Source organism: Kribbella qitaiheensis (assembly GCF_042657745.1).
GTDB classification, from domain to species: domain Bacteria; phylum Actinomycetota; class Actinomycetes; order Propionibacteriales; family Kribbellaceae; genus Kribbella; species Kribbella qitaiheensis.
The window spans coordinates 56,842-77,724 of record NZ_JBHSKE010000010.1 but is presented as its reverse complement, the minus strand read 5'-3'; the positions used below and the strand labels follow the sequence as shown (position 1 = coordinate 77,724).

Below are 20,883 nucleotides of genomic sequence, written 5' to 3'. Positions count from 1 at the left end.
GGAGTCGGCGCGACCCGCAGTCACCGCAAACTACCGCAACCGTCGACAGCGTCCGCTCAACGCCGTCAGGACCGCTTCATCCTTGGCGGGTGAGGCTGCGCCCATCCCCGCGGATTAGGTTGAAATCGCCGGTGCGCTCCCGAGGAGAACCCGGCCCTGTCCGGCGGCGGAAGTGACCGTGCACAAGAGGAGCGTGTCGTGACTGAGACCAGCGTGACGAAAGACGATATTGATGAGCTGGGGCCGGTCGACTGGATCGTGGTCGAGTTCCCGGGAAGCAGATTCAAGGGTGAGATCGCGCCGGAACTGGCGTCGCTCGTGGAGCGCAACATCGTGCGCGTCCTGGATCTTCTGATCATGAGGAAGGACGAGGACGGCACCCTCGAGGCCTTCGAGCTCTCCGACCTCGACGACCCTGAACTGGGCGAGTTGCGTACCTACGAGACGGAACTGGCCATGCTGCTCAGCGAGGACGACGTGGCCGCGATCGCGGCCGCCGTGGAGCCTGGCAGCACCGCTGCTGTGCTCGTCTGGGAGAACACCTGGGCAGCGCCGTTCGGGTCCGCCGTACGTCGGGCCGGCGGTCAACTGGTGGCCAGTGGGCGGATCCCGATCCAGGCCCTGCTGGCAGTCATCCAGGAAGACGAAGAAGAACTCGCCAAGGAAGGCAGCTGAGATGGGTATCGCAAGGCGACGGGCGCGCCGCGCTGGTGTGGTCGGCGCTCCGGTGGCGCGAGTAGCAACCACGGCGGCGACAGCGGCCGTGGTCGTCCACGGAGTCAACCGCAGACAGGACCGCCGAGGAGACCGGCGAGACGACCGCGAGGATCGCCGGGACTGATCCTCGGGTGGATGTCGGTCACGCGCCCAGTTGCCGTCGGCAACGACGGTCGGCGTGCGCAGGCTTGGCACGGCAGTAGCCGTCCGAACGGCCAGCGCACGGATCACCCACCTACGAGATCCGAGGGGCAACCGATGGCGACCGACAAGCCGGACGTTCTGCTGAACGTGTCACGCGATCCGAGTGCCACGGCCGCTGAAGTCTCGCCGCGCGGACCGGACAGCCCACCGGCTTCGGACATGGTGTGGATCCCGCGCGGGACGTTCCTGATGGGGTCTGATCACCACTATCCCGAAGAGGCACCTGCCCATCGAGTCACTGTCGAGGGCTTCTGGATGGACAGTCACACCGTCACGAACCGCCAGTTCGGCCGCTTCGTGGCCAAGACCGGCTACGTGACGCTGGCCGAGCGGCCCGCCGACGCCGCTGACTACCCCGGCGCCAAGCCGGAGATGCTGTTGCCGTCATCGACCGTCTTCGAGTCGCCCGACCACCCCGTCGACCTTGGGAACCACTACAACTGGTGGATCTACGTGCAGGGCGCGAACTGGCGCCATCCCCAGGGACCGGGCAGCTCCATCAAGAAGCGGCCCGATCATCCAGTGGTGCACGTGGCCTGGGAGGACGTCGCCGCGTACGCGCAGTGGATCGGCAAAGAGTTGCCGACCGAGGCCGAGTGGGAACGCGCGGCCCGCGGGGGCCTCGATGGCGCCGAGTACGCGTGGGGCGACGAGTTCACCCCCGGGGACAGCTGGATGGCGAACACTTGGCAGGGCGACTTCCCGATCGAGAACCTCAAGCTGGACGGGTACGTCGGCACAGCTCCGGTCGGATCTTTCCCGCCCAACGGGTACGGCTTGATGGACATGATCGGCAACGTCTGGGAGTGGACCAGCGACTGGTACCAGGCTCATGCCGAGACCTCGCACGCCTGCTGCACCGTCGAGAGCCCACGCGGCGGCGATCGAGAGCGAAGCTACGATCCTCAGCTGACTGACGTCCGCATCCCCCGCAAGGTGATGAAAGGCGGCTCGCACCTGTGCGCGCCGAACTACTGCCGCCGCTACCGTCCGGCGGCCCGGATGCCACAGGCGATCGACACCGCGACGTCACACCTGGGTTTCCGCTGCATCGTGCGCGCCTGACCCCCGGCTGGATCAGCTTCGCGGATCACGGCTGGTCGGTGCTGGGCGGCGCCGGGGGAGTTGGAGGTCGATGCACGGAGAGTCGCGATCGGGGGCCGGCGGTCGAGTCGTCGTCGCTTTGCTCGAAACGGACGTACCGACGTCCGAGCGGGCCCGCCGAGACGCCATGGAGCGCCACACTCAGCAAGACCGTGAGCGCGACGACGGCGACAGCCTGCTCGACCACCGGGATGTCGCCGAGCTGCTCGATCGCCAGCAGTGCGAACACGATCGACGCCAAGCCGCGGGGCCCGAACCAACCCACGAACAAGACGGTCTGGCGGTCCAGCCCCGTGCCTAGCAGGGACAGGGCGACCGGAACGATGCGGACCACGGTCAGACTCAGTACGGCGTACGCGAGCAGCGGCAGGTCGAAGTTGTGAATGGCGATCGGCACCAGGGCGGCTCCGAAGAGGAACCAGACGGTGAGTGCGAGGACCTCACCGAGAAGCTCCGGCAGCTCGATGGCGTTGTCCGCGTCGACAACCTCCTCGTCGAGTACTGCTCTGAAGACGATGCCGGCCACGAATGCCGCGATGAATCCGTTGCCGCTGAACGCGCCGGCGAGGGCGAAGCTGCTGAGGGCGGCTGCCAGAGTTCCAAGCCGCCGTGCGCCGGTGGCGATCCAGCGCCGTCGGGAGCCGAGCGTCATGAGTCTGGCGCCTACTGTCCCGATCACCAGGCCGACGATGATGCCGACGGCGAGTTCGAGCAGTGCACCGCCGCCGTGGTCGGAGCCGCCGTCGTGACTTTCCACCCCGAGTTGGCCGGCGGCGACAGCCAGCGTGAACGTCACGACCGGTGTGACGATGCCGTCGTTGAGTCCACTTTCCACATTGAGCGTGCGACGCAGGCGCATGGGGATCCGGCGGTCGTTGATCACCTGGGCGCTGAGTGCGGCGTCAGTGGGAGCCAGCGTGGCGCCCACGAAGCCTGCGAGCGCCCAGGTGAAGTCGTCGAAGATCCAGGCGGCCAGCAGGGAGCCCACGATCACGGACAGCGGAAGCCCGATAGTCAGCAGCCGGCCGGGCAGGCGAATGTCTCGTTTGAGCCTCGAGAGGTTGACTCTGGCAGCGTCCGAGAACAACAGGAGCGCCAGCGTCAGCTCCGCGATCAGATGGACCGACGGGGCCTCCACGTCGACCGGGAGAGGGCCCCAGTCAGGGTTGCCCAGCGCATAGCCGGCGACGGCGAAGACGAGTGGACCGGTGATGTTGAAGCGGGCCAGGAGATCAGAGACGACCGCCCACCCGAGGATGAGGAGCGCGAGCACCGCGAACGTGGCCTCGGTCACTGCCCCGCCTCCGTCTGAGATCAACGCCCGCCCGGACTGGTCCATCCCTACCTTGACAGTCGCCGCCCAGGGCCCACCTCATCCGCCGTCAGCTGGTCTGTTCGGCGGGGACCTCGGTCGGCGGAAGATCCTTGGGTTCGGCGACCGGGGCGTGCTCCGGGGGCTGGCCACTCGAGATGAGCCCGCTGAGCCAACGGGTGGACGGGTCGGCATCGACGAGCAGCGCCTTCACCAGCAGGGACGCCGGGATGGCGAGTACGGCGCCCACCGGGCCGAGGATCCAGGCCCAGACGATCAGGGACAGGAAGCTGAGTGTGGTGGACAGACCGACCGCGTCGCCGACGACCTTCGGTTGGATGATCGACTGGATGATGAAATTGATGACGCAGTAGGCAGCGATCACCCACAGCATCGTCGCCACCCCCTGGTCGAGCAGCCCCAGCAGCGCGGGCGGGACGACGCCGATGAAGAATCCGACGTTCGGGATGTAGTTGGTGATGAAGGCGAGCAGACCCCACAGCCAGGGGAGCGGGATGTCCAGCAGGTAGAGGACCCCGACGTCGATCGCGGCGACGACGAACCCGAAGACGGTGCAGACGATCAGGTAGCGCGTTGTTCCCCGGGCGAAGCCGGACAGGGCGTTGACGATGTCCGGTCGGTCTTGCCCGGCCTCGCGGAGACGGTCCGGGAACTGCGTGGCGTCCAGGGCCATGAAGAACAGCACGATGACGACGAAGCTGAGATCGGACAGCGTCCCCACGAGTCCGGAGAGCAGGCTCTGGAGCAGGTCGAAGAACTTGCCCAGATCGAGCTTCTCCAAGGCCGCCTGGAGTTGCTGCTGTCCCACACCGCGGTCCGCCAGCCAACCGCGCGCGTCGTCGACGAGCTCGGCGAACTTGTCCTGGTAGGTCGGCAGCAGGGTGGCCAGTTTGGCGACCGAGTAGGCTACGGCGGCTGCCATGCCGAGGAGGAAGGCGATCACGACCACCAGCGCGATCAGCCCGGCGAGCCAGGTTCGAACGCCTCGCCGGACCAGCAGGCGGCGCAGTGGACTGACGGCGATCGTCAGGACCAGCGCGAGAAAGACGGGGCCGACGATGTCGGAGGTACTTCGGATACCGGCGACCGCCAGAACGGAGCCTCCCGCCCCGAGGAGAACGACGACTCCCCGGGGAAGCGCCCAGGAGCCATCTGTCGGCGCCGGCGCCGGGCTCGCCGCCGGCAGCTGACCGTTAGGTGGTTCCGAGGCGCCTGCAGTCATGCTCGAAACCCCTTTTCCGACCGGTCCCGGGCTTCGAAGATCGCTCACATCGCGACCGGCAGCATCACCCGCCCCGGATGATCCTGGCGGTGGCGGACTCCTCGAGAGCGGTTCGGCACCGCCATCCGGGTCATCCGGTTGGGGTGAGGTGTTCGGCGGACGGCTGCGGGAGGCTGCCGGTGATCCCGTGTCATCGACCTGTCTGCCACAACGGCGACGACAGAGAGAGCGGCGCCGTGGAGGAGGCCGGATGCAGGACGGGCCGAGTGCTCGCGCGCCGAAGTCGGACCAGGGAAGGCAGCCGTCCGACTATGCCGGGGCGATCTACGGATCGCTGCTGGCCGCATCGGTCGTCGCCGGCACCAGCCCGGGCCATGAGCCCGCACCCACAGGCCAACTGATCGTCCTGCTGCTCGCGACCGGCGTGGTGTTCTGGCTCGCCCATGTCTACGCGGCGGTGGTCGGCGAGCGGTCGGCCGATGGATTGCTGTCCCTGGACAAGTACCGCGCCTCCGCGAGGCGGGAATGGCCGATCGTGCAGGCCTCCGTACCGCCCGCCGCGGCGGCGGGTGTCGGCGCGCTTCTCGGTCTGTCGGACGCGGGAGCCGCGTGGCTGGCACTCGCGGTGGCGGTGGGATCCCAGCTGGGCTGGGCCCTGTACGTCGCGGCCAAGGCGGGGGCCACCCGGGGGGGCATGGCCGTCTCAGGTCTCGTCTACCTCGTGCTGGGTCTCCTCATCGTCGCGCTGAAGGCTCTCTTGTCGCACTAGTCGTCCGCCAAGGGTGACGCGCGACCGCCCGATGCGGTCCTAGTGTCGGTGGGCGCTCGACGTTCGTCGAGGGACGAGCAGGAGGGGTGGGCTCACAGATGACCCAAAGCAGTGGGATCGAGCCGCAGGCCGAGTCGGGCTGGGCCATGACCGGTGTCGCGTTCGCCGCCGCGATGATGTTGATGATCGGCCTGTTCCAGGTGATCATCGGCCTCGCCGGGATCATCAACGACGAGTTCTTCGTGCCCGTCAGGGGTTACGCGTTCCATCTGGACATCACCGGCTGGGGCTGGCTGCACCTGGTCCTGGGCCTGGCCATGATCGCGGTGGGCATCGGTCTGTTCTCCCGGGCGGTCTGGGCGGGCGTGATCGCCGTGTTCCTGACGGTGCTGAGTGCGATCGACAACTTCTTCTTCATTCCCTATGCACCGTTCTGGTCCCTGCTCCTGATCGCTCTCGACGTCTGGGTGATCTGGGCCCTGACACGTCCGCGCGCGCTTCGCACCTGACGGCGGGGTCACCATGTCCGTGCCCGCGCCCCGCCTCGGTGATCTCGGCCGGATCCTCGCCACCTGGATCACCTCGGTCCTGGCTCTCGCCTTCGCGGCGGCCGTGCTCCCCGGCCTCAAGTTCACTTCGTTCCCGCAGTTGCTCCTCGCGGCGGCGGCGACGCTGGTGGTCGGTGCGCTGGTGCGCCCACTGCTGGTCGTCGCCAGCGCGGCAGTGGGCTGGCTTGCGGTGCTCCTGCTCGCGGTGCTCGGACAGGCAGTGATCCTGGCGGTGACTCTCAGCCTGATCCCAGGGGTTGAAGCCGACTCGTTCTGGGTTGTTCTGGCGGCTGCCTGGATCGCGGCGGCTGCGGCGACGGTCGTGGCGTGGTTGTGCACCTCGGGCACGCCCGAGGCGTTCACCGCCGCGCTGGTACGCCGTACCAGACGGCGGGGTGTGACGGTCGAGGATCCGGAGATTCCCGGTGTCATCTTCGTCCAGCTGGACGGAGTGCCCTTCCCGGTCATGCAGTGGCAGCTTCTCGCCGCCACGCTGCCCACCGTGGGTCGCTGGATCCGCAAGAACGGGTACCGCCTGGTCGAGTGGACCCCGGTGCTCCCGCCGACCACACCGGCCAGCCAACTGGGGATCCTGCACGGCCGCATCGACGGAGTACCGGCGTTCAGGTGGTACGACCGGGCGCTGGGGCGGGTGCTGGTGGCCAACCGGGCCGCCGATGCCACCGAGATCGAACGCCGCGCCTCCGACGGCCGCGGCCTGCTGGCCGACGGCGGCGTCAGTATCTCGAACCTCTTCAGCGGTGACGCCGAGCGAGCCTTGCTGACGATGAGCAAGATGCAGCTGGCCCGTGGCACGGCAGACACCCGGCGCCGCGTCGCCTGGTATCTGGCCAGGCCCGACGGTTTCGCGGGCAGCTTCTTCGGGGCGCTCGCCGAGATCGCCCGGGAGCGGTACGAGGCACGCCGTCAACGTCGTCGCGACGTTCAACCGCGCCAGCACCGCGATTGGCTCTTCGCCGGCATGCGTGCCGTCACGAATGTCCTGCTTCGGGACCTCAACACGGCTCTGGTGGCGGAGGAGATGATCCGCGGTACCCGCGCCGTCTACGTGGACTACGTCGACTACGACGAGGTGGCTCACCACGCCGGCGCCCTCCGGCCCGAGTCGTTGGCCGCCCTGGACCGGCTCGATCACGTCCTCGCCTGTCTGGAGGCCGTCGCCGCGGCAGCACCCCGGCCGTACCGGCTGGTCGTCCTGTCCGACCACGGCCAGTCCCAGGGAGCGATCTTTGCCGACAAGTACGGCGTCGACCTCTCCGCTGTCTGCTCGCAGCTGACGGCGGCAAAGGTCGAAGCCGTCGAGCAGTCGGTCGAGGGCTGGGGGCGTGTCAACGGTCTTCTGGCCGATCTCGCCGGAGCTGACTCCAGCACCGGACGGATGGCCAACGACGCCTCGGAACGTGTGCAGCGCCGCTCTGCGCCACCGGAGGTGACAGCCGGGTCGGAGCTGGTCGTGCTCGGGTCGGGCAACCTCGGTCTGGTGTACGCCGCTTCGGAGCGCCGGCTGACGATGGAGGACATCACCGATCGCTGGCCTGCTCTGATCCCCGGACTGGTGAACCACGAGGGAATCAGCTTCATCGCAGTGCTGAGTTCGGAGTACGGTCCCTTGGCCGTCGGGCCGGACGGCGTGAACCAGCTCTCCGACGGGAAGGTGACAGGCGAAGATCCGCTGGCGGCGTTCGGGCCACTGGCCCGAACGGACCTGCTGAGGGCGGCTTCGATGCCGGAGGCCCCTGATCTGTACGTCAACAGCTCCGTCGACATCGACACCGGGGAAGTCGCCGCGTTCGAGGGTCTGGTCGGCAGCCACGGCGGCATGGGCGGGTGGCAGGGACGGGGGTTGCTCCTCGCCCCGTCCGATCTGCAGATCCCGGATCAGCCGATCCGCGGCGCGGACGAGCTCCACCGCGTGCTGGTCGGCTATCTCGAACAGCTCGGGCAGCGCGCCGGGATCAAGCGTGATACGGCGATCAAGCGTGACACCGCGGAGGTCTGAGATGCCTCCGGCCGAACAGGTTTCGCCCCTAGCGGAAGGCCGCCCAGGACGCGGGTACGTCCGCGCCGCCCTCTTCGGCGGTCCGGGTGCCGAAGCGCACGTAGCCGGCGTGCGGCATGACCTTGCCCGCGACCAGTGCGTGGCCCTGCTCGAAGGTCGGCGACCGATCGAGCAGACCGGTGGGCACGAACGAGAACACCGAGCGCAGGAACTCGAGGTCGGCGGTGGAGTTCATCCTCATCAGCAGGAGGTTGTCGCACTGGGACAGGACGTTCTCCTGGACCTTCTGCGGACGCTGGGTGGACAGCAGCAGGTACAGCCCGAACTTCCGCCCCTCGGCGGCGATCCGTACGGCGTACTCCGCGGCCAGGGCCGTGATCGCGTCCCGGGGTTCGGCCGGGCAGACGTTGTGCGCCTCGTCGATCACCACGAGGACCGGCTCCCGGCGGGACCGGCGGTTCCACAGGGTGGCGAGCACGGACTCCGCGACGACGCTCTGTTCCTCGGGCGTGTCCAGCGAACCGAGGTCGACGACCAGGCAGCGCAGGTCTCCCTCCTGCAGGTCCTCGAGCAGCGACCCCGCTTGGCCGCGGGCCCAGATCGACCAGTCCAGCACGCCGAGGTTGGATGCCCGCAGGCCCAGTTCGCGGGCGCCGGGCTGGTCGACGGTGAGGAAGTCGTCGAGACCCTCGATGAGAGCCGCGCCCTGTTCGTTGGCGTCGAGGAAGGAGGACAACGCGGCGTACTCCTCCCGGTCGCTGATCGGATCCAGTTGCAGCAGCGCACCCCGGCCGGCCCGGTCGATATCGGCGAAGCGAAGCCGGAGCCGATCATCACCCGCACCGCCGGATCGGCGTACGGCGATGCCGCGAGCGGCCTCCGCGTAGCGATCCGTGAGTGTGGGGTGGAGCCCGGCGCGGGTCTCGGCCAGCCGGACGAAGTCGGAGTTCGGGTCGAGGATGACCATCCGCAGGCCGGTCTCGACCAGCAACTGTTCGAGAACGAGCCCGAGCGAGTAGGTCTTCCCGGAGCCGGACTGGCCACACAGGAAGGTGTGCCGGTTGAATCCGCCGGCGTCGAGAGCGGCCGGTACGCCGGGCGCGAGCAACTGCTCGCCGATCTCGAGCATCGCGCGCTGCGGCCGGTTCTTCATCACCCAGTCGTGCACCTCGTCCGTCCGCGCGGGACGGATCGCGGCGTCGTGGAACGGCACACCCTCACCGTCGAGAACGATCCCGTCGCCCTGCGCGGTCCGGATGTGGAACGCTCCGGGCGAAGCCGGCTCCACCTCCGCGGCATCCACCCGAGCGATCTGAAGTGTCAGGACTTGTCCCAGCCGACCGGCCCCGCCGGTCTCCAGTACGACGTAACCGCCCGCCTGGAGCGCGAGGTCGACCAAGGAGGCCTGGAACTCGAAGCGGCTGCCGTCGACCGAACTCGCGAGCGGAAGAACTCCGCGCTCGATCACACGGCGCGCGGCACGGAAGTCGGTGATGCGGTCCGCAGGAACGGCGACCGGCGAAGGATCTGGCTCGTACTGCGCTGGCTGCATGCGCCACGTTTATCACCGTCGGTAAGACGAAGACTCACCCATAGCGGATGAGCAACCAGAGCGGCCAGGAAGCAACACTCGACCCGGAGGCGTGACGATGATCGACCAGAGCGCCGGGCAGTGGTTCCTCCGTCCTGACGAGCGGGGCAATCCCGGCACGGACATCGACCGGATGGGGGACGTGGACGGCTCCTGGGTCGAGGGCAACCTGGTCCGGCCGCTGATTCACGGGGCGACCTACTTCCGCCGGCTGCACGAGGAGCTCTGTGCGCTGCGCCCCGGGGACCACGTCTACTTCACCGACTGGCGTGGCGACTCCGACGAGAAGTTGTTGCCCGACGGTCCCTCGGTCGGCACCGTGCTGGCCGATCTGGCCCGGTCGGGGGTCGAGGTCAGAGCGCTGCTCTGGAGATCGCACTCGGACCACCTGCAGTTCAACTCCCGCGAGAACCAGCGGCTGGGGACGAAGCTCAATCGGGCGGGCGCCGAGGTGCTGCTCGACCAACGCGTCCGGCGGATGGCCTCGCACCACCAGAAGCTGTTCGTCATCCGGCACAAGGGCCGACGGGAACTCGACGTCGCGTACGTCGGGGGCATCGACCTGTCGCACCAGCGCCGCGACGACCATGAGCACCGCGGGGATCCGCAGCAGGCCCCGATGGACCGCCGGTACGGCGACCAGACACCGTGGCACGATGCGGCGCTGGAGTTGCGGGGACCGGTGGTCGGCGACCTGTTCCGCACCTTCGTCGAACGGTGGGACGACGGTCACCCGCTCGATCGGCGGACGCCCTACCGGATGATCGTGCAGCGGCTGGCCCGGATGCCGCGCCACCCCCGGTCGCTGACCGAGGAGTTCCCCGATCCGCCGCCGGCCGGACCCCACGCCGTACAGGTGCTGCGAACCTATGCCTACAAGCGCCCTGGCTATCCGTTCGCGCCCGAGGGGGAGCGGAGCATCGCCCGCGCTTATGGCAAGGCGTTCGGCAATGCACGCAAGCTGATCTATTTGGAGGACCAGTACCTGTGGTCCGAGCTGATCGCGCAGGACATCGCCGAGGCTCTGCAGCGTTCGCCCGAGCTCCGCGTGATCGTCGTCGTTCCGCGGTACCCGGCGTCGGACGGTGCGGTGAGTGGGCCACCGGCCCGCTTCGGTCAACTGCGAGCGGTGCGGATGCTGCATGGCGCGGCGCCCGGACGCGTCGGGATCTACGACCTGGAGAACACCGCCGGGGCGCCCATCTACGTGCACTCCAAGATCTGCATCGTCGACGACGTCTGGTTCACCTGCGGCTCGGACAACTTCAACCGCCGTTCCTGGACCTGTGACAGCGAGCTCACCTGCGCGGTGCTGGATGCGACTCCCGACGACCGGCACTCAGTTGCCAAGGGCACCCGTCGGTTGGCTCGGGACCTGCGGCTGGAGGTGTGGTCCGAGCACCTCGGCCTGCCGCGCGAGGAGCTGGCCGGGCTCGAGCTGGACGCGGGATTCGAGCTCTGGCGGCAGACCGCGGCCAGGCTTGAAGGCTGGTGCGCCGGTGGACGGAAGGGCCCGCGGCCGCCTGGGCACATCCGCCCGCACGAGTCGGGCCACCTGACCCGGCTGCAAGCGCTCTGGGCGGAACCGCTCTACCGGCTGATCTACGACCCGGATGGCAGACCGCGCCGGATGCGTCGCCGAAGGGAGTTCTGAGATGAGTGTCGAGGTCGTGTTCTGGACCGTGGTGCTGGCGCGCTTCGCCCTGCCGCTCCTGATCCCGCTGTTCCCGTTGCCTGCGATCATCGGCTGTCTACTGCTCGACGGTGTCGACCAGACGATCTTCCAGACGTTCGGGTTCGACCCGCCGTTCTACCAGAGCTACGACAAGGCGATGGACGTCTTCTACCTGTCGGTTGCCTTCCTGGCGAGTCTGCGGAACTGGACCAACCCTGCCGCGGTCCGGGTCAGTCGTTTCCTGTTCTTCTACCGCCAGATCGGCGTGGTCGCCTTCGAGCTCACCGGCCTGCGGTGGCTGCTGCTGGTGTTCCCCAACACCTTCGAGTACTTCTTCATCGCCTACGAGGGGATCCGCACCCGCTGGAACCCCGCGCGGTACGGGCTCAAGTTCTGGGTGGTCGTCGCCGGTGCCATCTGGATCTTCGTCAAGCTGCCGCAGGAGTACTGGATCCACATCGCCCAACTGGACCTGACCGACACGATCAGAGACGTCTCCTGGTTCCTTCCCGCGCTGATCGCCGCCCTGCTCGTCCTGGCCGCGATCCTGTACTTCGTCGTCCGTCCGCGACTGCCGGCGGTTGACTGGTCCTGGCGGTTCCGCGCGGACCCGCTGCCGGTCGAGATCGACGACGCACAGGAGCGGGCGGCGTACCAGGCGGCGCACCGGAAGGTGTTCGACGGGACGGCGCTGGAGAAGACCTTCCTGATCGGCCTGATCAGCGTGATCTTCGGGCAGGTCCTGCCCGGGGTGGACGCGAGCCCCTTCCAAATGTTCCTCGCGATCGCGTTCTTCGTCGTGATCAACTCGGCGATCGGTCTGTGGGCGGCCAAGCGAGGCTATTCGTGGGACTCGGTCGCGGTGTCCTTCGCGGCTGTCTTCGGGACGAATGTGGTGCTGGTGGTGGTCGCCGATCTGCTGACCTCGCGCCGGGAGGACCACTTGTCGCTGGTCGACACGCTCTTCTTCGTCCTGCTGTTCAGCGTCCTGACCACGCTCTACGACCGCTACCGCCCGATCAGCGACTTCCGCGCCGCCGCCGCTGAGCGGAAGGAGGCGGAGCACTGACGGCGCCGGACCTCAAAGTGTTCGCGCAGCGGCTGGAGGAGACGTTCCCCGGCCGCTGTGCCAGATCCTTCCTGACCCTGCGAGGGATAGACCGGGCGATGGTGATCTCCTCGCAGGCCCTGACCGCGCTCATTCCTTTGCTGCTCCTGGTGTCGACGCTCGCGCCGGCGAGCCGCCGAGACGTGGTCTCACGAGCGCTCATCCGGAGATTCGAGCTCAAAGGCGAGGCCGCCGACGCCGTCCGGGAGGTGTTCGCCCAGCCTGTCGGTGCGTCGAGCGTCGGTGTCCTGAGCGTCGTGATCCTGGTCTTCTCCGGGGTCTCCCTCGCCCGCCGGATGCAGCGGATGTACCAGGACGCCTGGCGGCTCAAGCCTCTCCCGGGTGTCCGCGGCTCGTTCAACACGTTCCTCGGCCTGGGCGCCCTGCTGCTGGACATCGCGTTGCTCTACCTTGCGCGCTCACTCGTGCGGGCGCTCCCGCTGGACTGGCTGCTCGGCGTCCCGGTCTCGATCGTGAGCGGTCTGTTGTTGTGGACCTTCATCCCGTGGCTGCTGCTCGACGGCCGGGTTCGCTGGCGGAGGCTGATCCCCACCGGAGCCGTGGCGACCTTGTGCAGCGGTGTCTACGGCGTCGCGTCCACCATCTACATGCCGCGGATGATGGAGAGCTACAGCGAGCGGTACGGTCTCTTCGGTGTCACGTTGGCACTGGTGGGGTGGCTGTTGTCCATCGCGCTCATCGTGGTCGGTGCGACCGTGGTGGGCGCGGAGTTCGATCGCAGCCAGGGGTGGTTCGCCCGCCGCGTGCGCTCCTGGCTCGGCGTGGAGACGCAACCCGAGGACAGCGCGATCCAGGCGTGAAGCCCGCGGAACTTCCCCCGCCAGGGGTGATGCCGCGCGAGGGTGCTGCGCTGATCATGGTGGCGTGGGTACAACTGAGCAATCCGTGAACCCGCCTGACGCGCCGCCGACGAGCCGAGACGCGATCCTCGTGCTCGACGCGGCAGTCGGGGCTACCATGCTGGCTGCGGCCACCGCGCGGATGGTCGGGCGCCGAGCCCGGGGAGTCGTCAAACCGGTCGCCGTGGTGTTCCTGCGGCCGCCGATGCTGACGGAGCGGTACCAAGCGGGCACCTACCTGGACGCCCTCGCACGACAGGGTGTCCGAGGGCGCGGCGAAGTGGAGCGCCAGGTGTCCGTGATGCTCGACAAGCTGGTCCCACCGGTCGTCGCCGCCGTACTCCAGCGGATCGACATGGCGCAGCTCGCCGAGGGAGTCATCGCTGAGGTCGACCTCGCCGAGATCATCCGGCAGTCCACCGGCACCGTTGCCTCCGACACCGTCCGCGGCGTACGCATGCAGAGCATCTCCGGTGACGAGGCCGTCGGCCGGGCAGTGGGCCGGCTGAGGGTCCGGTTCAGCCGGAAGGCAGCTCCCGCGCCTCCACCGGTCGACCAGCCTCCACCGGCCGACCGGCCTCCGGCGGAACCCGCGCCGGCACCTGAACCCGAGATGACCACCTCCACCTAGCGATGACGATGGACGAAGTCATCCCGATCGTCCCGCGGGAGGCCCGCCCGTACCAGGGACGGCAAGCAGGTCTGGTCACCCGGCTGATCGCCGGCGTGATCGATGGGGTGCTGGTGGTGGCCGCGCTGGTGGTCGGTTACGTGGGCGTCAACGGTGCGATGTTCCTGTTCGATCCCCGCGGCTTCCAGTTCAGTGAAGCCTCGCCGATCCTGAGCGTCACGACGGGCCTGGTCGTGCTCGTCCTCTACCTCACCGTCGCCTGGTCCACCATCGGACGGACCTACGGCTGCCGCGTGATGGCACTTCGAGTCGTGAACCATCGCGGAGGACGGCTGCGGGCGCCCGTCGCCCTGCTGAGGGCCGTCCTCTACGTCATGTTCCCGATCGGGCTCTTTTTCTGTGCTGGTGGCGCCGGGCGCCGCTCCCTGCAGGACTTGGTACTGCGTACGTCGGTGATCTACGACTGGCGCCCCGGCATCCTTGACCGGGATCACCCCATCTCGCGGTGACGACTAGGACTCGGGGCGTGACGGCAACAGGCCCAGCTCCCAAGCTCGCCGTACCGCCTCGTTGCGCCGTGAAGCACTCAGCTTGCGCAGGATGCTCCGCACGTGGCTGCGGACCGTGTTGACCGAGACATACATGGTGCTGGCGATCTCTTCGGTGGTCAGCAGTTCCGCGAGGTACTGCAGCACCTCGTGCTCCTTGCTGGTCAACGTGGAGGTGACGACCAGCCCGGTTCGCGTCTGGCTGACGTGAGCCGCGGTCTGCTCGTGACCTCGCGGCAGTCCCGGCGCGCGGAGCCAGGGGTGACGCCTCATGAGGTCGCCGGTTGGCTGGAGCAACCCTTGCAGCGCGGGCGGCGCCTCTGAGAACGGCCGGCGCAGATGCTCCGGGGCAGCCAGTCTCAGCGCACGCTCCACGCACAGGCCGCTGCGGCCGGGATCTCCGGTCCTGATCGACTCCGCAGCCTGGACCAGCCAGCCTTCGACCTGAGTTTCCAGTGCCACCGCACGGTGCGTGGTCAGCGGCGGCAGCCCGGGTCCGCGCTCGCCGGCCTCGGTAGCAGCTCGCTGCAGAACCAGGAGCGAACCGACCTGGTCGCGTCCCCGGGAGTGCTCGATCACACTGATGGCCTCGCGTAGCCGGTTCTGCGCCACCAGCGTCTTCGCCTCGTCCACGACGAGGGATTGACTGAGCCACCCGTCGTGGTGGACGCCGTAGCTGTTCCTCGCGGCCCGCAACTCCGCACCGGCGAGATCAGCATCGCCGCCGGCCCGGAGCAGTCGCGCCCTGACCAGAGCCAGTGCGGCTTCGAGGACGCGAGCGTCGTGGGTGGGTGCGGCGTCGGCGGCACGATGCACGAACTCCTGGGCTCCCACCAGATCACCTTGGTCGGCTCTCACCCAGGCTTGGGCCACGATGGCTGACTGAGGCTCCTGTGGCTGTGCCCCGGACTCCGCCAGAGCACTCGCATGCGAGGCGGTCTCGGTGGCCTGGCGTAGGTGTCCCCAGACGGCCTCGACCAGTGCTGCCATTCCCAGAAGATCCGCCAAGGCGTCGAGCACGCCGGTGGCCTCGGCGACCTCGATGCCTTCGGTAAAGGTGGCCAGGGCGGCCTGGAAGTCTCCGCGCTGAAGCAGGACGCGCCCCTTGCAGCCGGCGACCAGCAGCTTCAGCTCCGGGTGTGTGACCGCAGGGTTCGGTGATGCTGCGCGCAGTGCCGACTCGGCCGCCAGTGCGGCGTCCAACCCTTCCTCGACGTCCGCCCCGAGGCTCGCCGAGACCGCCCCCAGGATGATGATCGCCAGCTCGGCTGCGCGGGTATGGGGCGAGGCCGGGTCAGCGAGTGTCTTGCGCGCAGTGTCGAGTTCTGCAGTACAGCGAGCGACATCGAAGTCGGCGAGCGCCCTCGCCGCCCTCACGATCGCGGCCTCGGCGCCGGTCAGGTCGTCCGGCAGGTCGGCGAACAGCTCTGCCAACAGCCGACGCTGGCGCCCGACGAGCAGACCGGCGACGTCGAGATCCTCCACCAGATACCTGGCGGCGTCCCCCCACCGACGACCTCTGATGGCATGCCGGACGGCCTCCAGTCGCTGACCGTTCTGCGAGAACCAGACGGCGGCAGCCCGATGCAGGGAAGGGACCAGATTCGGCCTCTCGAAGTACAGCTGGGTGCGAAGGAACTCGCGGAACAGCGGCTGGTAGCAGTAGCTGTCGTCCGTCCCCGGCACCGGCTGGATGAACGAGTTGCCGTGGGATATGAACTCCAGCGACCGAAGATCACAAGCGCGATCTGTCAGCGCCTGGGCCAGTGCGGGCCGGACCTCGTCGACGACGGAGGTCCGCAGCAGGAACTCTCGCAGCGCCGGCGGCTGCGCGTCGAGCACCTCGGACATCAGGTACGCCGCGACGTTGCCGGCATCGCCGCGGAACTCACGGATCGCCTGCTCCACGTCCTTCTTGCCGGCCAGGCCCATGGCCGCGAACATGAGGCCGGCGGGCCAGCCATCGGTGCGTTGCTGGAGCTCGACCACCTGCGAGTGCGTCAGCTCGAGTTTCTGATTCCGCAGCAGCGCTGTGGCCTCCTCCACCGTGAAGGCCAGATCAGCGGCGCGGATCTCGGCGAGGGTCCCCGCCAAGCGGTAGAGGTGGAGGGGGAGTGGTGGGTCGGACCGGGTCAGCAGCACGATCCGTACTCGTCCCGCACTGCCACGGATGAGGTGATGGAGACTGTCGCCGAGCTCCGGCGTGACTGTGAGGTCGCCGCAGTCGACTACGAGCACCAAGGTGCCCGGCTCGACGTCGGTGTGCCGGCCTGCCAACGGTTGTCCGGGTTGGTCGGCGGGAGTGAACACCACGGGGTCATCGGACAAGCTCGAGCCGCTGCGTTGCAGACCGTCGAGCACGGAATCCAGCAGGGCCGCGGGATGTTCGCTGCTGAGATCGAGCGCGATGTGCCTGACAGTTGCCGGGCCGGCAGCAAGCATCTCCCAGCTGACCAGCAACAAAGTCTTGCCGAAGCCGGCCGGCGCGCTGACCAGGGTGATCGGTCGACGAACTCCTTGGCTGACGAGGTCGAGAAGACGGTGCCGCAGCACTGTCCCTGCTGGGAGCTCCGAGATCCGGGTCGTGGATCTCGGAGGTTCGGCGGATGGCGCCAACGGTGAACTGCGTCCGGACTGCACCCCCGCATGCTGGTCGCTTGGCATGTCCCCTCCTAGCGATTTGCGGCACGACCGATCGCTTTAGGGCGGTACACGGCGAGTCCGCACCTCTGACGACACCACGGATTCGCCGGTAAAACCAGTGTTTGCAGTCCGATTGTCGGACATTTCGAGACACCTTGATGCCGGTATGCACATCAGCCTCGGATCGATTCCGTTGCGCTCCGATCGGCAGTTCACCCCACAGGGATGAGCCGCACTCCGTGCGCCTTTGCGACCGTCAGACGAACACGCTGGGAACGGAGTAGGTCCGATGGTCGAAGCGACGTTCGAGATCCGTGTAGCGGGTGCCATCCCCGAGGAAGATCTTCGCGACATGGGCGCGGTGGTCCTGGCCGTGGACCAGGTGAACACGGTGATCTACAGCATTCCCGACCAGTCGGCGCTCTACGGCCTGCTCGCGCGATTGCGGGCCCTGGGCATCGAGGTCGTCGAGGTCCGCCGGATCCCGGAGGCGTCACCAGCGGAGCCCGAACTGATCCCCATCCCACCTGGAGAGGAAGACGATGAGAACGAGTGAGCGCACCAGACCGTCGTACCAGGTCGTCGTCCTCGGTGAACTGGAACCTGCCGTGCTGGCCTACTGCGTCCGTCCACCGACTCACAACCAGACCTCTGGCGTCGTCCGGTTGCGGGTTCGCGAGGGTCAAGGCATCGCTGAGCTCGCCGCGATGCTGCAGGCAGCGGGGCTGATGATCCTGAGTATCCGGCAGCTGTCCGAGCGCGAAACGTGGAGTACCGCGACCCTGCCCGTCTGAGCTCATCCAGGGCGGGTGATGACGCCGTCGCTCGGCCACGGCAGGGTTACGCAAGACAGCACGCCGGGCCGCGAGGGTCTGGTAGAGGGGATGGAGAGCGATGCCAGAGACAGAGGTTCACGGACCCATCGACTTCGTACTCATCGAGTTCACCGGCGACCGGCTGACCGGCCGGGCGGCCGAGGAGGTGGTGAGTCTGATCGAGCGCGGCATCATTCACGTCTACGACGTGATGATCGTCGGCAAGGACGCCGACGGCGCCGTCTATGCGGTCGACCTGGCGGAATCGTCCGGCCGCGCTGGTGGCTTCGCGGAACTGGACGGCGCCCGGACAGGCATCCTGGCTGACCACGACCTCAACGAAGCGGCCGGCGCGATGCAGCCGGGCACGCTGGCGGCGCTGATCGTCTACGAGAACACCTGGGCGATTCCGTTCGTTGCTGCGGCGATGGAGTCCGGCGGCACCCTGATCGCCGGTGGACGCATCCCGGCGGAGGACGTGATGGCAGTTCTCGACGCCATGGAAACCCTCGAACCGACGACCTGAGGAGACTGACATGCCAGGACTGTTGCGAGGAATTGCGCGAACCGCGGCCGTCGCGGGGACGGCGACTGTTGTCGCCGGCCGGGTGCAGCGTCATCAAGCCTCGAAGTTTGCCCAGCGCGACGCCGAGACGGCAGCACAACGTGATCAGGCGTACGACGAACAGGTCGCGCCGCAGGAGTATGCCCAACCGCCGCAGGACGCCGCACCGCCACCTGCGCCGGCCGCCGACCCGTTGGAACGGCTGAAGACCCTGGGCGAGCTGAAGGAGTCGGGTGTGCTCACCGAGGCGGAGTTCCAAGCACAGAAGGCCAAGATCCTCGCCGGCTGAGTGGCTGATGCGCGTGGCCCACGAGGGCGTCACCTTCCAACCGACTCCTGACCGGATCACCGAGGAGCAGGAGCGTTTGCGATGACAGAGGAAGCGGGCCGCGCTGCTGAGGAGACAAAAGGCAATCCCCGGCTTGCCATCCTGCTCGCGATGGCGATGTTCGTGCTGGTGGTCGACACCTCGCTGATGAACGTCTCGATCGCCTCGGTGGTTCAGGACCTGGACACGACGGTGAGCGGCGTCCAGTCCGCGATCGCGCTCGAGGCGCTGGTGTCTGCCGCGTTCATCCTGATCGGCAGCAAGATCGGGGATCTGTTCGGGCGCAAGCGGGCGTATCTCCTGGGCCTGACCGGCTACGCGATCGGCGCACTGGCGATGACAGTGGCACAGAACCTGCTGACGATCATCATCTTCTGGGCAATAGTGGGTGGCATCGGCGCATCGCTCCTGCTGCCGGCGATGCAGTCCCTGATCCACGGCAATTTCGAAGGAGCCGCTCAGGTCAAGGCCTACGCCATGGTCGGGGCCGCGGCCGCGCTGGCCGCGGCAGTCGGACCGCTGCTCGGTGGCTTCATCACCACCTACCTGTCCTGGCGCCTGGGTTTCGCGCTCGAGGTCGTCGTGATCGCGGTCGTGGTCCTCGGTCGGGGACTGATCAGCGACGTGCCGTACACAGGATCTCGGCAGATCGACGGGGTCGGTGCGGTGCTTTCCGCGCTGGGCATGGGCGGTGTCGTGCTCGGCATCCTGGTGTGGCAGGAAGGCGGCGAGTCCGTCGGCGCGATCATCCTCATCGGCGTGATCGCTCTCGCCGGCCTCGTCTACTGGCTGAAGCGACGAAAGCGGCAGGGGAAGCCGACACTGCTCGACCCGGATCTGTTCAAGTCCGCCGTCTTCCGCCTGGGCATCAGCCAGCAGTTGCTCCAGCAGATCGCGCTGGGCGGCAGCATGATCGCCCTGCCGATCTACCTGCAGATGGTGCTCGAGTACGACGCGATGCAGACGGGCCTGTCCCTCGCCCCGCTTTCGCTCAGCATGTTCGCGACGGCGATCCTGGCGGAGCGGAAGGCTGGGGACCGGCCCCCGAGCCACATCATCAGGTGGGGATTCGTACTCCTGACGACAGGACTGCTGCTGATCATCCCGATCGTGCCGCGGGCAGACTCGGGCTGGTATCTCGCGGGCCCGCTGCTGCTCGCCGGTGTGGGGTTCGGTCTCCTGGTGTCCCAGCTCAACAACTACACACTGGCCCCGATCTCGCAGGAACGCGTCAGCGAGGCCGCCGGGGTGAACTCGGCGGGGGGTTCGTTCGGCTTGTCGTTCGGGTTGGCGTTCGCCGGCGCCATCATGCTGGCGACCCTCTCCTTCAGCTTCAACCACGAAGCAGAGTCAAGCGCCGTCCTCGGACCGGCCGAGCAGGAGCGTGTCGCGATGGGGCTGGAGGAGGACGCGCAGGTGATGAGCAACACCGAGCTCGAGAAGCTACTCGTCAACGAACCCCAGCCGATTCAGGACGAGATCATCCGCATCAACACCACCGCACGACCGTTGGCCCTTCAGGTGGCCCTGGGCGTTCCGATCCTCGCCGGTCTGATCGGCCTGGTGAACTCCTTCCGGATGGTGCGCCTGCCCGTCGTCCCACCGCCCGCCCCCGCCTCCGGCGAAGTGATCACCTAGCCCTCATTCCTTCCGATGACTGATGTTGGTCTGCACAGCCCCGAACAAGGCCTTGGCGACGAGACCGACCAGCACGAGGTCGCCGATCATCTGCACGATGACCACCGTGCGAGCTATCTCCGACTTGGCCACGATGTCGCCGAAACCGACCGTCGCGAACACCGTCACGGTGAAGTACGCCGAGTCCAGCCGGCTCATCGGTTCGGAGAAGTTCTCTGGCTGGGCAGCTTCCATCAGGTAGTAGGTCGTAGCGAAGACCACGAGGAACAGGGGCACAGACGTCACCAGTGCGCCGATCGCTCTGATCACGGGGTGCGGCGATCGGATGGTCTCGCGCAGCTGCCAGGTCAGCAGGAGAGCCACGATCGCGAGTCCGATGACCAGGCCGACGCCTGAGGCGCCCGTCAGGTTCCTCATGGGCAGCAGGAAGTAGCCGGCGACGATGGCCACGGAGATCAGCAAGGAACGCACCAGCGACTTCATCGCGAGCCTGCGGCGGACTTTCCGCGGGAGTTCTTCGTAGCTGAGGTCGGTCTCTGTCACCACCTCAGTGAAGCGCGGACC

The 20,883-nt window shown here is 67.8% G+C and carries 20 protein-coding genes; 15 read left to right on the top strand and 5 right to left on the bottom strand.

What is annotated here, in order from left to right:
- Positions 1–198 precede the first annotated feature (198 nt).
- Positions 199–675, top strand: a complete 477-nt coding sequence (locus tag ACFPJ1_RS11425) for a DUF6325 family protein (RefSeq protein WP_380103514.1) — start codon at positions 199–201, stop codon at positions 673–675.
- A 300-nt stretch (positions 676–975) separates the two neighbouring features.
- Entirely contained in the window at positions 976–1,986 is a 1,011-nt protein-coding gene (locus ACFPJ1_RS11420; protein ID WP_380103513.1) for a formylglycine-generating enzyme family protein, read from the top strand.
- Positions 1,987–2,011: 25 nt separating this feature from the next.
- Here the strand turns inward: ACFPJ1_RS11420 and ACFPJ1_RS11415 are convergent, their stop codons facing one another.
- Together ACFPJ1_RS11415 and ACFPJ1_RS11410 are read right to left on the bottom strand one after the other, a co-directional pair.
- Positions 2,012–3,319: a cation:proton antiporter gene (locus ACFPJ1_RS11415; protein WP_380103511.1), complete on the bottom strand. Its 1,308-nt coding sequence runs from the start codon at positions 3,317–3,319 to the stop codon at positions 2,012–2,014.
- A gap of 88 nt (positions 3,320–3,407) precedes the next feature.
- On the bottom strand, positions 3,408–4,580 hold the full coding sequence (locus tag ACFPJ1_RS11410; RefSeq protein ID WP_380103510.1) for an AI-2E family transporter: 1,173 nt from the start codon (positions 4,578–4,580) through the stop codon (positions 3,408–3,410).
- A 250-nt stretch (positions 4,581–4,830) separates the two neighbouring features.
- Here ACFPJ1_RS11410 and ACFPJ1_RS11405 point away from each other — a divergent pair, with 250 nt between their 5' ends.
- The 3 genes from ACFPJ1_RS11405 (at position 4,831) to ACFPJ1_RS11395 (ending at position 7,917) form a co-directional block, all read left to right on the top strand.
- Positions 4,831–5,349, top strand: a complete 519-nt coding sequence (locus ACFPJ1_RS11405; protein WP_380103508.1) for a hypothetical protein — start codon at positions 4,831–4,833, stop codon at positions 5,347–5,349.
- Positions 5,350–5,447: 98 nt separating this feature from the next.
- A complete protein-coding gene (locus ACFPJ1_RS11400) occupies positions 5,448–5,858 on the top strand; it encodes a DUF7144 family membrane protein (protein ID WP_380103507.1) in 411 nt (136 codons plus the stop codon).
- A gap of 13 nt (positions 5,859–5,871) precedes the next feature.
- Positions 5,872–7,917, top strand: a complete 2,046-nt coding sequence (locus ACFPJ1_RS11395; RefSeq protein WP_380103506.1) for a phage holin family protein — start codon at positions 5,872–5,874, stop codon at positions 7,915–7,917.
- Positions 7,918–7,945: 28 nt separating this feature from the next.
- Here the strand turns inward: ACFPJ1_RS11395 and ACFPJ1_RS11390 are convergent, their stop codons facing one another.
- Positions 7,946–9,469, bottom strand: a complete 1,524-nt coding sequence (locus ACFPJ1_RS11390) for an ATP-binding protein (protein ID WP_380103505.1) — start codon at positions 9,467–9,469, stop codon at positions 7,946–7,948.
- Between the two features lie 97 nt (positions 9,470–9,566).
- Between ACFPJ1_RS11390 and ACFPJ1_RS11385 the strand changes: the two genes are divergently transcribed.
- From ACFPJ1_RS11385 to ACFPJ1_RS11365, 5 genes are all read left to right on the top strand, one after another.
- Positions 9,567–11,162 (top strand): phospholipase D family protein, encoded by a 1,596-nt coding sequence (locus ACFPJ1_RS11385; protein ID WP_380103504.1) that lies wholly within the window; start codon positions 9,567–9,569, stop codon positions 11,160–11,162.
- A gap of 1 nt (position 11,163) precedes the next feature.
- On the top strand, positions 11,164–12,252 hold the full coding sequence (locus ACFPJ1_RS11380) for a hypothetical protein (RefSeq protein WP_380103503.1): 1,089 nt from the start codon (positions 11,164–11,166) through the stop codon (positions 12,250–12,252).
- A gap of 17 nt (positions 12,253–12,269) precedes the next feature.
- On the top strand, positions 12,270–13,112 hold the full coding sequence (locus ACFPJ1_RS11375) for a YhjD/YihY/BrkB family envelope integrity protein (protein WP_380103502.1): 843 nt from the start codon (positions 12,270–12,272) through the stop codon (positions 13,110–13,112).
- Between the two features lie 64 nt (positions 13,113–13,176).
- Positions 13,177–13,782, top strand: a complete 606-nt coding sequence (locus ACFPJ1_RS11370) for a hypothetical protein (RefSeq protein WP_380103501.1) — start codon at positions 13,177–13,179, stop codon at positions 13,780–13,782.
- 2 nt (positions 13,783–13,784) lie between these two features.
- On the top strand, positions 13,785–14,291 hold the full coding sequence (locus ACFPJ1_RS11365; RefSeq protein WP_380103500.1) for an RDD family protein: 507 nt from the start codon (positions 13,785–13,787) through the stop codon (positions 14,289–14,291).
- Between the two features lie 3 nt (positions 14,292–14,294).
- On the opposite strand, the gene ACFPJ1_RS11360 is transcribed toward ACFPJ1_RS11365, so the two are convergent.
- Complete coding sequence (locus tag ACFPJ1_RS11360) at positions 14,295–16,883, bottom strand: winged helix-turn-helix domain-containing protein (RefSeq protein WP_380103499.1); 2,589 nt, start codon at positions 16,881–16,883, stop codon at positions 14,295–14,297.
- Positions 16,884–17,262: 379 nt separating this feature from the next.
- Here ACFPJ1_RS11360 and ACFPJ1_RS11355 point away from each other — a divergent pair, with 379 nt between their 5' ends.
- The 5 genes from ACFPJ1_RS11355 to ACFPJ1_RS11335 all read left to right on the top strand — a co-directional run bounded on the left by ACFPJ1_RS11355 (position 17,263) and on the right by ACFPJ1_RS11335 (position 20,319).
- Positions 17,263–17,529, top strand: coding sequence for a hypothetical protein (locus ACFPJ1_RS11355; protein ID WP_380103498.1), 267 nt, complete (start codon positions 17,263–17,265; stop codon positions 17,527–17,529).
- Positions 17,516–17,767, top strand: a complete 252-nt coding sequence (locus ACFPJ1_RS11350) for a hypothetical protein (RefSeq protein ID WP_380103497.1) — start codon at positions 17,516–17,518, stop codon at positions 17,765–17,767. Before ACFPJ1_RS11355 ends, ACFPJ1_RS11350 begins: the two co-directional genes overlap by 14 nt.
- Before the next feature lie 100 nt (positions 17,768–17,867).
- A complete protein-coding gene (locus tag ACFPJ1_RS11345) occupies positions 17,868–18,314 on the top strand; it encodes a DUF6325 family protein (protein ID WP_380103496.1) in 447 nt (148 codons plus the stop codon).
- A gap of 10 nt (positions 18,315–18,324) precedes the next feature.
- The gene (locus ACFPJ1_RS11340) at positions 18,325–18,642 is read left to right on the top strand and encodes an SHOCT domain-containing protein (RefSeq protein ID WP_380103495.1); all 318 of its coding nucleotides are present in this window, start codon (positions 18,325–18,327) and stop codon (positions 18,640–18,642) included.
- An 81-nt stretch (positions 18,643–18,723) separates the two neighbouring features.
- A complete protein-coding gene (locus ACFPJ1_RS11335) occupies positions 18,724–20,319 on the top strand; it encodes an MFS transporter (RefSeq protein ID WP_380103494.1) in 1,596 nt (531 codons plus the stop codon).
- A 3-nt stretch (positions 20,320–20,322) separates the two neighbouring features.
- On the opposite strand, the gene ACFPJ1_RS11330 is transcribed toward ACFPJ1_RS11335, so the two are convergent.
- Positions 20,323–20,862 carry a potassium channel family protein gene (locus ACFPJ1_RS11330; protein WP_380103493.1) on the bottom strand — a complete coding sequence of 180 codons (540 nt, stop codon included), beginning with the start codon at positions 20,860–20,862 and terminating at the stop codon, positions 20,323–20,325.
- Positions 20,863–20,883 lie beyond the last annotated feature (21 nt).